Source organism: Roseovarius conchicola (assembly GCF_041403425.1).
Classification (GTDB): Bacteria; Pseudomonadota; Alphaproteobacteria; order Rhodobacterales; family Rhodobacteraceae; genus Roseovarius; species Roseovarius conchicola.
Window position 1 is genome coordinate 276323 of the sequence record NZ_JBGEHK010000004.1, and the last position, 13394, is coordinate 289716.

Consider the following 13394-nt stretch of genomic DNA (forward strand, 5'->3'; position numbering starts at 1 on the left):
GCGCATGTTCTACCTTCCAAAACAAAAGCGCGCGGGAAACCCGCGCGCTTTTCTTATCTCAATCGTCGCAGACGTCAGGCGCCCCAGATATAGACCGCGGCGAACAGGAACAGCCAGACCACGTCCACAAAGTGCCAGTACCAAGAGGCCGCTTCAAACCCGATGTGTTTTTCGGGCGTGAAATGGCCCTTGTTCACCCGCAACAGGCAGACAAACAGGAAGATCGTCCCGATGATCACATGCGCGCCGTGAAAGCCGGTGGCCATAAAGAAGTTGGCACCATAGATATTTCCGGAAAACCCAAAGCCCGCATGGCTGTATTCATAAGCCTGCAGCGCAGTGAAGATCGCCCCCAGCGCGATCGCGATGATCAGGCCGTTTCTCATGTCTTTGCGGTTGTTCTCATGCACCAGCGCGTGGTGCGCCCAGGTTGCCGCGCAGCCCGAACACAGCAGGATCAAAGTGTTGATCAGCGGCAGGTGCCACGGATCGAAGGTCTCAATGCCTGCAGGTGGCCAGATGCCATCGGCAGCGGGCGACAGTGGCCCCATCGGATACATTGCATGCTTGAAGAAACTCCAGAACCAGGCGGCAAAGAACATCACCTCGGACATGATGAACATGATGAAGCCATAGCGCAGGCCGATGCGCACAACCGGTGTGTGATCGCCCTGATGGCTTTCCGCCACCACATCCGTCCACCAGCCGAACATCACGTAAAGCACGCCAACCACGCCCATAAGCAACATCCAAGGGCCGTAGTCGTGGAAGAACAAAACTGCCCCGAACAGCATGACAAACCCCGCCAGCGCGCCCAGCAGCGGCCAGACCGAGGGGTTCAGAATGTGATAATCGTGGTTCTTTTCATGTGCCATTTCAGGGTCCCTCTTAGAACGGCTCAGTTCGTTGTTGTTATATTTGTATCGGTTTCGCTGTCCTGCACAAGCGCGGCTTGCGCTTCAGGCAGCTCGATTTCATAGAATGTATAGCCCAGCGTGATCGTGTGGGTGTACTGTGCGTCCCGATCTGTCACGATCTCAGGGTCCACATAAAAGGTCACCGGCATCTCGACCCGTTCACCGGGTTGCAGCACCTGTTCTTCAAAGCAGAAGCAGTCGATCTTGGTGAAAAACCCACCCGCCTCGTAGGGCGTTACATTATAGCTGGCCGACCCGGCGATAGGACGGTCGGTGGGGTTATAGGCCTCGTAAAAGGCAAGACCCGTCTCACCAATGCGAATTTCCATTTCGCGGGCCATAGGTTTGAACTCCCAAGGCATGTCGCGTTCCTTGGAGGCGTCGAATCGGATCTTGATGGTTTGATCCAGGATCTCATCGGGGGCCACATCGGCCACTCCGGTCGCGCCACCAAAGCCTGTCACCCGGCAGAACCAGTCATAAAACGGCACCGATGCCCAGGCCAGACCACCCATCAGCACGACAACGCCCACAAGGCGCAGCACTGTTTTGCCAATCTCGGTCTGCGCGAACATCAGTATGTGCTCCCGCTTTGCGACGGAACGCCGAAATCTTCGTTGGTTACCTTGGCCACGGTCAGCCCAAAGATCAAAGCCACGAACCCTGCAAGTACCAGCCCCAACCCCAGATTGCGGCTAAAGCGGCGTTTGTGCAGCTCATGTTGCTTGGACAGGCTCATGCTCACCACCCACCCAGACCGAACGAGGCCAGCGCAGATTGCGCCAGAATCGCGGTGAAATGACCAAAGAGGTAATAAAGCGATAGGCGGAAGAACCGCTTTTCGGTGCGATACTGATCCGCTTCGGCGACCGCCTCATCCCGGCGCCAGATCTCGAACGCGCCTTTCAGGAAAAACCCGTTCAGCACCAGCGCGACAAACAGGTAAAGCGGACCACCAATGCTCGTGAAGGTCGCGCCAATGGCCATCGGGGCCAACAGCAAGGTATAGACCCAGATATGTTTGCGGGTCGAACGGCGGCCATGGGTCACGGTCAACATCGGCACGCCAGCCTCGTGGTAATCAGCCTTCATGAACAGGGCCAGCGCCCAGAAATGCGGCGGGGTCCACATGAAGATCAGGGTAAACATCAGAACGGATTCCACGCTGATCGTGCCCGTCGCCGCGGCCCAGCCGATCATCGGAGGGAAGGCCCCTGCCGCGCCGCCGATCACGATGTTCTGAGGCGTCCAGCGCTTCAGCCACATGGTGTAGATCACAACATAGAAAAAGATCGTGAAGGCCAAAACCGCAGCAGCCACCCAATTGGTCGCCAGCCACAGCATGATCACCGAGAAGCCAGCCAGCGCCATGCCAAAACCAAAGGCTTCGCCCTCGGTCACTTTGCCGGATGGGATGGGGCGCTTGCGCGTGCGCTTCATGATGCGGTCGATATCCGCTTCCCACCACATGTTCAGCGCGCCCGAGGCGCCACCGCCCACGGCAATGAACAGGATCGCAGCAAAACCCACTACGGGGTGCACGCCAACAGGCGCGGCCAGCAAGCCGACAAGTGCGGTAAACACCACAAGGCTCATCACCCGCGGTTTCAGCAGGGCAAAGAAATCACCAAAACCGGCGTCGCCGGTCTGGGTCTGCGTGGTGTTCAGGCTTGCGTCGCTCATGAAGTCTCCGCTGGCTGGCGGGCCGGGGCCCGCCTTACACATCCGTCAGGTGAGTTACTGGGCAGAGGCCACGTCGATGCTGCGCGGGGTTCCGGCATATTCTTCGATGGCACCGTTCAGCCACTCTTCATAGGCTTCTTCGCTGACCACTTTGACGGTGATCGGCATGTAAGCGTGGTCTTTGCCGCAAAGCTCGGAACACTGACCAAAGTAAACGCCTTCCTGATCAGCCTCGAACCACAATTGCGCCAGGCGGCCCGGTACGGCATCCTGTTTCACGCCGAAGGCAGGGATGGTCCAACTGTGGATCACATCCGCCCCGGTGACGGTCATGACAACGACCTTGTTCACAGGCACCACAACGGCTGTGTCGGTGGCCAGCAGGAACTCATCCTTGGAATATCCGGCCTCTTCCAACTCGGCGATCACCTCGTCATTGAGAACCTTGCCGTCGCCGATCATGAAGCTTTCAAACTCGAACTCATGATCGGTGTACTCATAGCCCCAGTACCACTGATAGCCTGTGACCTTGATATGAATATCGCCCTCAGGGATTTCCTGTTGCTTGAACAGAACCGGCAAGGAGAACGCGCCGATAAACACCAGAATCACAATTGGAATGATTGTCCAGGCCACTTCCAGAGGCGAGTTATGCGTAAAGCTCGAGGGGGTCGGATTGGCGCGGCGATTGTAGCGCATCATCACGATGACCAGTAGGACGCAGACAAAAATCGTAATGGCTGTGATGATCACCAGGAGCAAGCCGTCAAGCCATTGCAAATCACGGGCCAGTTCAGTGGCGGCGGGTTGAAAACCAAGTCCTGCCGGCTCGGGCGTGCCGATGATTTCAAGACCGTCCTGCGCCATGGCAGGAACCGCAAAAAGAGAGGCCAGAGCGGCCATAAGGCTGGTGGTGCGTCGCATAAATCTACCCTGATCGGTTGGTCGCGTTTATATTCTGTGACAACAGCAACACGCGAAGTGCTGGAATCCCGTTGTATCTTGCCCTCGTTAAAACCATATTCTGTTGCGACAGACAAGAACGCGCTTTGCGTCAAACCGACGCTTTTTGATTTATGTCAAAGATTCTCGCCTCCATCCCTGACCTGAGGACCGGCCTATATGACCCAATCCCGATTTCGTCCGTTTGAAACCGCCCTTGATCGGGACCGCGCGCTGGCGCATTTGCGCGCCGCGACCAAAGGGGCCGACGATGGCGAATTGTTCCTCGAACGCCGCCGGTCCGAGGCGCTGGTGTTTGACGATGGCCGCGTGAAAACCGCCAGTTTTGATGCATCGGAAGGATTCGGGCTGCGCGCCGTGTCGGGCGAAGTGACGGGATATGCGCATTCTTCGGAAATGTCCGAGGCGGCTTTGACGCGCGCTGTGGACACTGCCCGCCTGGCCGTGGGCGATGGCGGCGGCACGTTGGCGGCGGGGCCGCAACCCACCAACCGGCGGCTCTACACGGATGCCGATCCGCTGATCGCGCAACCTCTGCCCGTAAAACTGGAAACCCTGCGAGAAATTGATGCCTTTGCCCGCGATCTTGATAAGCGGGTAGTGCAGGTCAGCGCCACCATCGCCGCCGCTCATCAGGAAGTAGTGATTCTGCGTCCCGATGGCACGGAAGTGACCGACATCCGCCCGATGACTCGCCTGAACGTCTCGGTCATCGTCGATCAGGATGGTCGCCGCGAAAGCGGCAGCGCCGGAGGCGGCGGTCGCGTCGGCCTAGATGGGTTGATCGATCCTGCCGACTGGCAGGCCAAAACGAACGAGGCATTGCGCATCGCGCTGGTCAATCTTGAGGCCGAACCGGCCCCTGCCGGCATGATGGACGTTGTGCTTGGCCCCGGCTGGCCCGGCATCCTTCTGCACGAGGCGATCGGCCATGGCCTTGAAGGCGATTTCAACCGCAAGGGCAGCTCGGCCTTTGCCGGACTGATGGGCCAACGCATTGCCGCCCCCGGCGTGACCGTACTGGACGATGGCACCATCCCGGATCGGCGCGGCAGCCTGAGCGTGGATGATGAAGGCACGCCCTCGGGGAAGAACGTTTTGATCGAAGACGGTATCCTCGTGGGATACATGCAGGATCGCCAGAATGCCCGCCTGATGGGGGTAAATCCCACCGGCAATGGCCGCCGCGAAAGCTATGCCCATGTGCCGATGCCCCGCATGACCAACACCTACATGCTGGGCGGGGATGCGACGCCCGAGGAAATCGTCGCCGATCTGAAAGATGGGATCTATGCCGTTGGATTCGGCGGCGGACAGGTAGACATCACCTCGGGCAAGTTCGTGTTTTCCTGCACCGAAGCCTATCGCGTGAAGAACGGAAAGGTGGGCGCGCCAGTCAAAGGCGCAACCCTGATCGGCGACGGGGCAACCGCGCTGAACCAGCTTCGTGCCCTCGGCAATGACATGGCGCTGGACCCCGGCATGGGCAATTGCGGTAAGCAAGGCCAGTGGGTGCCCGTGGGCGTGGGCCAACCGACGGTCATGATCGGCGGGCTTACCGTTGGTGGCTCTGCCGCATGAGCGATGACAGGGATGGCATTTCTCCTGATGCGTTGCGCGCGTTTGGCGCATCCGTCGATTTTGGCCAGACCGCCGACGACTATGCCACTCATCGTGCCGGGTTTCCCCCCGCCTTTTTCAACCTTTTGATAGCACGGGGTTTTGCCGTGCCGGGTCAGTCAGCCCTCGACCTCGGCACCGGAACGGGCACCGTGGCGCGCGGGCTGGCACAGCTTGGCCTATCCGTCAGCGCGCTTGACCCGGCGCCCGATCTGCTGGCCGAGGCCCGCGTGCTGGATGCCGAAACCGGGGTTCGTGTCCGTTATGATATCGGCACCGCAGAAGACACGGGTATCGCCGATGGCTGCATGGACCTGGTCACTGCCGGTCAGTGCTGGCACTGGTTCGACCGCCCCCGCGCCGCTGCCGAGGTCGCACGCATCCTGCGCCCCGGAGGCCGGATCGTGATCGCCCATTTCGATTGGCTGCCCCTGCCCGGCAATCTGGTTGCGGCGACCGAGGCACTGATTCTCAAGCATAACCCGGCCTGGGCGGGCGCTGGGGGCACCGGGCTTTATCCCGATTGGCTGGCCGATCTGGCACAGGCCGGGTTCAGCGACCTCGAAACGGCGTCCTTTGATGTTGAGCAATCCTACAACCACGAGGGCTGGCGCGGTCGCATCCGGGCCAGCGCAGGCATCGCCGCCTCGCTGAATACAGAGGAAACCGCAGATTTCGATCAGGCGTTTGCCGCCCTGTTGTCTCGCGACTTCCCGCAGGCGCAATTGAACGTGCCGCATCGTGTCTGGTTGGCCACGGGGATCCGTCCCGGCCGTTAGATGCACCGAGTGAAGCCCGTGACTTTCTGGTTTTGGTTTACGTGCTATTAACCATCCGTTCGTAGAAAGGTTCCTGCAAGCAGACGGAGACATGATGCCCGAGGAGACCCATCCTTCCACTCACCCCCCACTCCCACCCACCACGGAAGATGATCGGGTGTCGTGGCTTCGTCTCTTGCGGTCTCGCCGGGTTGGTGTGGCCACCTTTTACCGGCTGTTGTCCGAACATCAGACAGCTCAAGCCGCGCTTGAAGCGCTGCCTGACGTGGCCCGCGCCGCGGGTGTCAGCAGTTATCAGGCCTGCCCTCCGGGCGTTGTCCATGCCGAACTGAAAACAGGACGCGCCGCAGGTGCACGTCTGATTTGCATCACCGATCCCGAATATCCCGTTTTATTACGCAACATCCCTGATCCGCCCCCCGTGTTATGGGTGATGGGCGATCCGGCGATCCTGTCGCGCCCGGCGATTGCCCTTGTCGGTGCGCGCAATGCTTCTTCGCTTGGCACCCGCATGGCCAAGGCACTGGCGCGTGATCTGTCGGAAGCCGGATTTACCGTGGTCTCGGGCCTCGCGCGCGGCATTGATACCGCCGCTCATCTGGCCAGCTTAGAACCTGGCACGATTGCAGTCATGGCCGGGGGCGCCGACGTGATTTATCCAGCCGAGAACACGCGACTGGGCGAGGATATCCTTAAAACCGGCGCGCGCGTGTCGGAACAACCCATGGGGACAATCCCGCAAGCCCGCCATTTCCCGCGCCGCAACCGGATTATCTCGGGAATCGCCCAGGCCGTTGTCGTCGTTGAAGCGGCGGGCAAATCCGGGTCGCTGATCACCGCACGCAATGCCCTGGATCAGGGGCGTGAAGTGTTGGCCGTACCGGGCCATCCATTCGATGCGCGCGCCTCGGGGTGCAACATGTTGATCCGCGATGGCGCCATCCTTGTACGCAGCGGGGCCGATGTGATTGACGCGCTACCGGCAGAGAACATAAGCACGGAGATGCAGCCCGCCCTTGACCTGGCGGATATTCCTGCCCCTGCCCCGGAAACCCGCAATCTTGTTGAAACGGCCGATCTGCACAGTCAGATCCTCGCCCGGCTCGGCCCCTCGCCCGTCGCCGAAGATCAGTTGATCCGCGATCTCGACAGCCCGGCACATGCCGTAACACCGGCCCTGGTCGATCTGGAACTGGACGGGCGCATCCGGCGTAATGCCGGTGGATTGCTCAGCCTTGCGCCAAACCTGAAAGCGGTCAACTGATCCGCCTAGCCTGCGCAGACCTCGGGGATAACCGCCGCATAGTCCGGGCAAAGCGCGGGATCATACCACCAGGCATCCGTTGCCCCGATCACCCAATGCACAGCCACCCAAGTGTTGCCAGACTTGCGATAAAGCGCCTGCAGGGAAGAACCATCCATATACTCCACGTCAAAGGCATTGATCGCCGCCCCACGTGTGCGGCTCAGATCAATCTCTCCGCCCCCGGGACGCTGCGCATGAACCATCGCAAACGCCACATCGCCCGAACGCCGCAACTCGTGAACCACGAATTCAACTGGCTTGCCCAACAACCATTCGGCATGCGGGCGCAACGCGTCCATCAATGCGCTCCGCGTCTCGCTACCCCGCGCCGGCTCTTCCCAGGCCTGTGCCATTCCGGCCCAGATCACCGTCAATCCCAAAAGAATATACCGCATCACACCCTTCCCCATTTATGCGCCAATCCTGCCGCACGCGCCGTCTAATGGCAATCAGCGGCAAGGCGCATTGACAAATCCTCTTGCCACCCCACATGTTCCGCCGCCATACGTTGCGTCCCGAGTCGAAAGGAATCTGAATGCCCGTCGTTGTCGTCGAATCCCCGGCTAAGGCCAAGACAATCAACAAGTATCTGGGATCCGATTACACGGTTCTGGCCTCGTACGGTCATGTCCGCGATTTGCCGCCCAAGGATGGATCGGTCGATACCGAGGCCGATTTCGACATGAAATGGGAGGTCGGATATGACAGCCGCAAACATGTCAAAGCCATTGCCGACGCCCTGAAAGACGACAATGCCCTGATCCTCGCCACCGACCCGGATCGCGAAGGCGAGGCGATCAGCTGGCACCTGGAAGAAACCCTGCGCAAACGCAAGGCGATTAAGAAAGACACGCCCGTCAGCCGCGTGGTCTTCAACGCCATTACCAAGGCCGCCGTGACCGAGGCCATGGCCAACCCGCGCCAGGTCGATGCGCCGCTGGTCGAGGCCTATCTGGCCCGCCGGGCGCTGGATTACCTGGTGGGCTTCAACCTCTCACCGGTGTTGTGGCGCAAGCTGCCCGGTGCGAAATCGGCGGGCCGGGTGCAATCGGTCTGCCTGCGCCTGATTGTCGAGCGCGAGATGGAGATCGAGGCGTTCAATCCGCGCGAATACTGGTCCGTCAAGGCTGTGCTGGGCACCCCGCGCGGGCAGGAATACGAGGCACGACTGACCGTTCTTGCGGGCAAAAAACTCGATAAATATGATATTGAGAATGCCACACAGGCCGAACTGGCCGTGCAGGCCGTGTCGTCGCGTGATCTGAAAATCGCCTCGGTCGAGGCGAAACCTGCTTCGCGCAACCCCTCTGCGCCCTTCATGACATCGACCCTGCAACAAGAAGCATCCCGCAAATTCGGCATGGGCGCGCGCATGACGATGAGCACCGCGCAGCGGCTCTATGAGGCCGGGCATATTACCTATATGCGCACCGACGGGATCGACATGGCGCCTGAGGCCGTGATGGCCGCGCGCGATGCGATCAAGGACCGTTATGGCGAAGAATACGTGCCCAAATCCCCACGCATGTATAAGAACAAGGCAAAGAATGCGCAGGAAGCGCATGAATGTATCCGCCCCACCAATCTGGCCGCGGACGCCGCAAGCCTCAAGATTTCGGACGCGGACCAACGCAAGCTCTACGATCTGATCTGGAAACGCACTCTGGCCTGTCAGATGGAGGCCGCGCGGCTGGAGCGCACAACCGTTGATATCACCAGTGATGATGGTCAGGTCGGCCTGCGCGCCACTGGTCAGGTCATGCTGTTTGATGGCTTCATGAAAATCTATGAAGAGGGGCGTGACGATACGGTCGTTGATGATGACGACAAACGCCTGCCCCAGATCATGCAGGGCGAGGGCGCCAGGAAATCATCCGTAACGCCCGAGCAGCATTTCACCCAACCCCCGCCGCGCTATACCGAGGCGACACTGGTCAAGAAGATGGAAGAGCTGGGCATCGGTCGCCCCTCGACCTATGCGTCGATCGTGACCACGATTCAGGACCGTGAATATGTCACCAAGGACAAGGGCCGCCTGATCCCCGAGGATAAGGGACGGATCGTCACGATCTTCCTGCTGAACTTCTTCCGCAAATATGTGGGCTATGAATTCACCGCCAATCTGGAAGAAGAACTGGATCAGGTCAGCGCCGGGGATGCCAATTACAAAGCTGTGCTTGCCGGGTTCTGGCGTGATTTTTCCGTTGCAATCGCAGAGACATCCGAGCTGCGCATCACAGAAGTGCTGGATGTTCTGGACGAGGCGCTTGCCCCCACCCTCTATCCCCCGCGCGAAGATGGGTCTGATCCGCGTGTTTGCCCGCTCTGTGGCAATGGCCAGCTGCACCTGAAAACGTCGAAATCGGGCGGCTTTGTCGGGTGTGGCAATTATCCGGAATGCCGTTACACCCGGCCCATTGGCGGCGACGCTCAGGAAAACGCAGATCGCGTGCTGGGTGAGGATGCGGGCGACGAGATTTCGCTGCGCTCGGGCCGGTTCGGACCATATGTCCAACGCGGCCAGGCGACCGAGGACAACAAGAAGCCGCCCCGCGCCTCGCTGCCCAAGGGCTGGCAAGCTGACGAGATGACCTTGGACAAGGCGCTGACCTTGCTCTCGCTGCCCCGTGAGATCGGGGATCACCCCGATGGGGGCATGATCGTCAGCAACTTTGGCCGCTTTGGCCCCTACATCATGCATCAGGGGCCTGAAGACGCCAAACCGATCTATGCCAACCTGAAAGATCCAAACGATGTGTTCGAGATCGGCATGAACCGCGCAGTCGAATTGCTCGCCGAGAAACGTGCCAATCCGGGACGCGGACGCAGTGCTCCGGCCAAGCCACTGCGCGAGTTGGGCGATCATCCCAATGACGGTGGGCCCGTGAATGTGATGGATGGCCGCTATGGGCCTTATGTAAAGTGGGAAAAAGTGAACGCCACCCTGCCCAAAGGGGTCGAGCCGGCCAATGTGACCATGGAAATGGCCGTCGAGCTGATAGCCGAGAAAGCTGCCAAGAAAAGTAAGCCCCGCAAGAAGGCTGCGCCCAAGAAAAAACCGGCAGCAAAGAAAAAGGCGTCATAACGCGTTTGTCATTGGTATGTGATGGCCTGCATTTCCACATTACGCGGAAATGACAGGCGGTTCATCGCGAGGCATCCCATGACCCATTCGATCAAACGGCGCACCCTTCTTTTGTCTGGCGCGGCGGCCTTGGCCGCTCCTGCTGTACTGAGAGCGGAGGAAGGCATCGGCTGGCCCAAGCAGCCCAAGACCGCGCGCCGGAATGCGTCAAGTTTTGTCAGCCAGAACTGGCAGGATCATTTCGACAGCCTTGGAAAAGGGGCGATTGTCTGTGACGTCAGCTCGCGCGCACTGCATTATTGGGATGCGAGTGGCACCGATTACCGTATCTATCCCACCTCGGTGCCAATGACCGAAGAACTGACCAAGCGCGGCTATACCAAGATCGTGCGCAAGAAAGTGGGGCCAACCTGGACGCCGACGGCCAATATGCGCAAGCGTGACCCGTCGCTACCGGCCTTTATGCCTTCGGGCCCCGATAATCCGCTGGGCACGCATGCGATGTATCTGGAATGGCCCGCCTATCTGATTCACGGCACCCATGACACGCGCAAAATCGGGCGGCAGTCTTCGTCCGGGTGCATCGGTCTTTACAATCACATGGTTGAAGAGCTGTTTGCCATCACACCTATCGGCACTCAGGTTCTGGTGCTTTAAAGCCCCGCACGCGCCGTATACGTAGTAACGCTTATGCGGCGCAGCGACCCGTTGACTCTGCCTCTCTTGCCCGCCAAACCACGCGCAACGGTGTGAGAGAGGATTTCCCAAATGAGCAAACTCTATGGTTCGGCGGCCGAAGCGCTGGACGGGCTTTTGCAGGACGATATGCTGATCGCCGCGGGCGGCTTTGGCCTGTGCGGCATCCCTGAACTGCTTCTTCAGGCCATTCAGGACAGCGGCGTCAAAGACCTGACCTTCGCGTCCAACAATGCCGGTGTGGATGATTTTGGCATCGGCATCCTTCTGCAAACCAGACAGGTGCGCAAAATGATGTCCTCCTACGTGGGCGAAAACGCCGAGTTCATGCGTCAGTACCTGTCAGGCGAGTTGGAAATTGAATTCAACCCGCAAGGCACGCTGGCCGAACGGATGCGCGCCGGTGGGGCCGGCATTCCCGGGTTTTACACCAAGACAGGTGTGGGCACGCAGGTGGCCGAGGGCAAAGAGCACAAGGATTTTGACGGCGAGACATATATTATGGAGCGCGGCATTTTCGCGGACCTCTCGATCGTCAAGGCGTGGAAAGCGGATGAGACCGGCAATGCGATTTTCCGCAAGACGGCACGCAACTTCAATCCGCCTGCCGCGATGTGTGGCAAAATCTGCGTGATGGAAGTGGAAGAGATCGTGCCGACCGGCAGCCTAGACCCCGATCATATCCACCTGCCCGGCATTTATGTGCACCGCCTGATCCAGGGCGAGCATGAAAAACGCATCGAACAACGCACTGTGAGGGAGGCCTGATCATGGGATGGGATCGCAATCAAATGGCCGCGCGCGCGGCGCAAGAGCTGGAAGACGGCACTTATGTGAACCTTGGCATCGGCATTCCGACGCTGGTGCCCAACTTCATCCCAGAGGGGGTGTCGGTAACACTGCAATCGGAAAACGGGATGCTGGGCATGGGTCCTTTCCCCATCGCGGGCGAAGAAGATGCGGACCTGATCAACGCAGGCAAGCAGACCATCACCGAACTGCCCGAAACCGCCTATTTCGACAGCGCAACCTCCTTTGGGATGATCCGCGGCGGCAAGATCGCCATGGCGATCCTCGGTGCCATGGAAGTGGCCGAGAATGGTGATCTGGCCAATTGGATGATCCCCGGCAAGCTGGTTAAAGGCATGGGCGGGGCGATGGACCTTGTCGCGGGCGTGGGCCGCGTGGTGGTGGTAATGGATCACACCAACAAACATGGTGAAAGTAAGTTGCTGAAATCCTGCACACTGCCGCTGACCGGCGCTGGCGTAGTCGACCGGATCATCACCAACCTGGGTGTTCTGGACGTGACCCATAAGGGACTACACATCCAGGAATGCGCCCCGGGCGTGAGCCGCGAGGATATTGTGGCCGCCACCGAGGCGACAATCGTCTGAAAGGCTCACGTTAGCCGATGACAGAAGCCCCGGATCACCTCCGGGGCTTTTTGTTGGTCAGTTCATTGCCAGGTTCAACGCACAGGCATCGGTGATCAACTGGGGCCGCGTCTTGCACAGCCCCCGGGCCACCTCGAACGCGGCCAGCACCTTGGGGATGTAATCGCGGGTTTCTGCAAAGGGCGGCACGCCGCCATGTTTCTTCACCGCGTTCTCACCGGCATTATACCCCGCCAGCGCCAGCACCGGGTCGCCGTCAAATTCGTCCAGCAACCATTTCAGGTAGGCCACGCCGCCCTTGATGTTCTGTTCAGGCTCCAGACTGTCGGTCACGCCAAAGCGTTTGGCGGTGTCAGGCATCAACTGCATCAGCCCTTGGGCCCCCTTATGACTCTCGGCGGTTTTCTTGCCGCTTGATTCCACAGCAATCACGGCCAACACCAGCGCGGGGGACACCTGCGTTCCAATAGTTTCTTTCAGGATCGAGGCCCCTTGCGCCTGCGCGATCCCTTGCAAGTCCTGCAATCTGGGTCCGGGTACGCCAACACCTGAGGGTCCCTTGCTGAGGCCCGCCAGAGCCTTGGCCGCGCGTTCGGCACTGGCAACCTCGATCTCATCGGGAACATGCGTCCAATACCAGTTATAGGCACCAAGTGTGGGCGCTTTGGCCACCGCCGTGTCAGCGGCCACCGCAGGCTTGGGTTTCACGGCCTGTGGTTCGATCTGCACCGTGATCTTGCCCACCGAGCCGGACTTGGGCGGTTTACCCATTTTGAAGGTAAATTCGGGCCACGGGGGCGGATCACCCGCGAATCCCGGGGAAACGGGCATTAAAATCATCCCAAGGATGAATATCCAGTTACGTCGCATGATTTTTTTGCTCTGCCTCAGCGTTCTTTTTCCCAAGTATCGCAAAAATCCCGCTTCAGAGCCAGTATTGTCGCAAAT

At 59.6% G+C, this 13394-nt stretch carries 14 protein-coding genes; 7 read left to right on the plus strand and 7 right to left on the minus strand.

All coding sequences use genetic code 11. From position 1 onward, the window contains the following. Nucleotides 1-74 precede the first annotated feature (74 nt). From V6N02_RS13450 to coxB, 5 genes are read right to left on the minus strand one after another with little or no spacing between them, the layout of a single operon-like run. The gene (locus tag V6N02_RS13450; RefSeq protein WP_371226112.1) at nucleotides 75-875 is read right to left on the minus strand and encodes a cytochrome c oxidase subunit 3; all 801 of its coding nucleotides are present in this window, start codon (nucleotides 873-875) and stop codon (nucleotides 75-77) included. A gap of 23 nt (nucleotides 876-898) precedes the next feature. Continuing rightward, on the minus strand, nucleotides 899-1492 hold the full coding sequence (locus V6N02_RS13455) for a cytochrome c oxidase assembly protein (protein WP_371226113.1): 594 nt from the start codon (nucleotides 1490-1492) through the stop codon (nucleotides 899-901). Then, the gene (locus V6N02_RS13460) at nucleotides 1492-1656 is read right to left on the minus strand and encodes a hypothetical protein (protein ID WP_371226114.1); all 165 of its coding nucleotides are present in this window, start codon (nucleotides 1654-1656) and stop codon (nucleotides 1492-1494) included. The genes V6N02_RS13455 and V6N02_RS13460 overlap by 1 nt, the downstream gene beginning before the upstream one ends. A 2-nt stretch (nucleotides 1657-1658) precedes the next feature. After that, a complete protein-coding gene (cyoE, locus tag V6N02_RS13465; RefSeq protein WP_371226115.1) occupies nucleotides 1659-2600 on the minus strand; it encodes a heme o synthase in 942 nt (313 codons plus the stop codon). Between the two features lie 54 nt (nucleotides 2601-2654). Then, nucleotides 2655-3524, minus strand: coding sequence for a cytochrome c oxidase subunit II (coxB, locus tag V6N02_RS13470; protein ID WP_371226116.1), 870 nt, complete (start codon nucleotides 3522-3524; stop codon nucleotides 2655-2657). A gap of 198 nt (nucleotides 3525-3722) precedes the next feature. On the opposite strand from coxB, the gene tldD reads away from it, so the two are divergent. From tldD to dprA, 3 genes are all read left to right on the plus strand, one after another. Beyond that, nucleotides 3723-5144, plus strand: a complete 1422-nt coding sequence (gene tldD, locus V6N02_RS13475) for a metalloprotease TldD (RefSeq protein WP_371226117.1) — start codon at nucleotides 3723-3725, stop codon at nucleotides 5142-5144. Next, nucleotides 5141-5962: a class I SAM-dependent methyltransferase gene (locus V6N02_RS13480; protein ID WP_371226118.1), complete on the plus strand. Its 822-nt coding sequence runs from the start codon at nucleotides 5141-5143 to the stop codon at nucleotides 5960-5962. The genes tldD and V6N02_RS13480 overlap by 4 nt, the downstream gene beginning before the upstream one ends. A 94-nt stretch (nucleotides 5963-6056) precedes the next feature. Then, nucleotides 6057-7226, plus strand: a complete 1170-nt coding sequence (gene dprA, locus V6N02_RS13485; RefSeq protein WP_371226119.1) for a DNA-processing protein DprA — start codon at nucleotides 6057-6059, stop codon at nucleotides 7224-7226. A 5-nt stretch (nucleotides 7227-7231) separates the two neighbouring features. Here dprA and V6N02_RS13490 read toward each other — a convergent pair whose 3' ends face one another. Further along, nucleotides 7232-7663, minus strand: coding sequence for a hypothetical protein (locus V6N02_RS13490; RefSeq protein ID WP_371226120.1), 432 nt, complete (start codon nucleotides 7661-7663; stop codon nucleotides 7232-7234). Between the two features lie 140 nt (nucleotides 7664-7803). Here V6N02_RS13490 and topA point away from each other — a divergent pair, with 140 nt between their 5' ends. The 4 genes from topA (at nucleotide 7804) to V6N02_RS13510 (ending at nucleotide 12446) form a co-directional block, all read left to right on the plus strand. Beyond that, nucleotides 7804-10353 carry a type I DNA topoisomerase gene (topA, locus tag V6N02_RS13495; RefSeq protein WP_371226121.1) on the plus strand — a complete coding sequence of 850 codons (2550 nt, stop codon included), beginning with the start codon at nucleotides 7804-7806 and terminating at the stop codon, nucleotides 10351-10353. Between the two features lie 78 nt (nucleotides 10354-10431). Further along, nucleotides 10432-11010 carry a L,D-transpeptidase gene (locus V6N02_RS13500; protein ID WP_371226122.1) on the plus strand — a complete coding sequence of 193 codons (579 nt, stop codon included), beginning with the start codon at nucleotides 10432-10434 and terminating at the stop codon, nucleotides 11008-11010. Nucleotides 11011-11121: 111 nt separating this feature from the next. Continuing rightward, entirely contained in the window at nucleotides 11122-11817 is a 696-nt protein-coding gene (locus tag V6N02_RS13505) for a CoA transferase subunit A (RefSeq protein WP_371226123.1), read from the plus strand. A 2-nt stretch (nucleotides 11818-11819) separates the two neighbouring features. Beyond that, nucleotides 11820-12446, plus strand: coding sequence for a 3-oxoacid CoA-transferase subunit B (locus V6N02_RS13510; RefSeq protein WP_371226124.1), 627 nt, complete (start codon nucleotides 11820-11822; stop codon nucleotides 12444-12446). Between the two features lie 57 nt (nucleotides 12447-12503). Here V6N02_RS13510 and V6N02_RS13515 read toward each other — a convergent pair whose 3' ends face one another. Beyond that, on the minus strand, nucleotides 12504-13277 hold the full coding sequence (locus V6N02_RS13515) for a lytic transglycosylase domain-containing protein (RefSeq protein ID WP_371226125.1): 774 nt from the start codon (nucleotides 13275-13277) through the stop codon (nucleotides 12504-12506). Nucleotides 13278-13394 lie beyond the last annotated feature (117 nt).

Bases quoted from the DNA above. Each gene is read 5' to 3' on its own strand.
- V6N02_RS13510 (WP_371226124.1), top strand. From the start codon at position 11,820: ATGGGATGGGATCGCAATCAAATGGCCGCGCGCGCGGCGCAAGAGCTG.
- coxB (WP_371226116.1), bottom strand. From the start codon at position 3,524: ATGCGACGCACCACCAGCCTTATGGCCGCTCTGGCCTCTCTTTTTGCG.
- V6N02_RS13505 (WP_371226123.1), top strand. From the start codon at position 11,122: ATGAGCAAACTCTATGGTTCGGCGGCCGAAGCGCTGGACGGGCTTTTG.
- V6N02_RS13450 (WP_371226112.1), bottom strand. From the start codon at position 875: ATGGCACATGAAAAGAACCACGATTATCACATTCTGAACCCCTCGGTC.
- tldD (WP_371226117.1), top strand. From the start codon at position 3,723: ATGACCCAATCCCGATTTCGTCCGTTTGAAACCGCCCTTGATCGGGAC.
- V6N02_RS13500 (WP_371226122.1), top strand. From the start codon at position 10,432: ATGACCCATTCGATCAAACGGCGCACCCTTCTTTTGTCTGGCGCGGCG.
- V6N02_RS13490 (WP_371226120.1), bottom strand. From the start codon at position 7,663: ATGCGGTATATTCTTTTGGGATTGACGGTGATCTGGGCCGGAATGGCA.
- dprA (WP_371226119.1), top strand. From the start codon at position 6,057: ATGCCCGAGGAGACCCATCCTTCCACTCACCCCCCACTCCCACCCACC.
- cyoE (WP_371226115.1), bottom strand. From the start codon at position 2,600: ATGAGCGACGCAAGCCTGAACACCACGCAGACCCAGACCGGCGACGCC.
- topA (WP_371226121.1), top strand. From the start codon at position 7,804: ATGCCCGTCGTTGTCGTCGAATCCCCGGCTAAGGCCAAGACAATCAAC.
- V6N02_RS13455 (WP_371226113.1), bottom strand. From the start codon at position 1,492: ATGTTCGCGCAGACCGAGATTGGCAAAACAGTGCTGCGCCTTGTGGGC.
- V6N02_RS13515 (WP_371226125.1), bottom strand. From the start codon at position 13,277: ATGCCCGTTTCCCCGGGATTCGCGGGTGATCCGCCCCCGTGGCCCGAA.
- V6N02_RS13480 (WP_371226118.1), top strand. From the start codon at position 5,141: ATGAGCGATGACAGGGATGGCATTTCTCCTGATGCGTTGCGCGCGTTT.
- V6N02_RS13460 (WP_371226114.1), bottom strand. From the start codon at position 1,656: ATGAGCCTGTCCAAGCAACATGAGCTGCACAAACGCCGCTTTAGCCGC.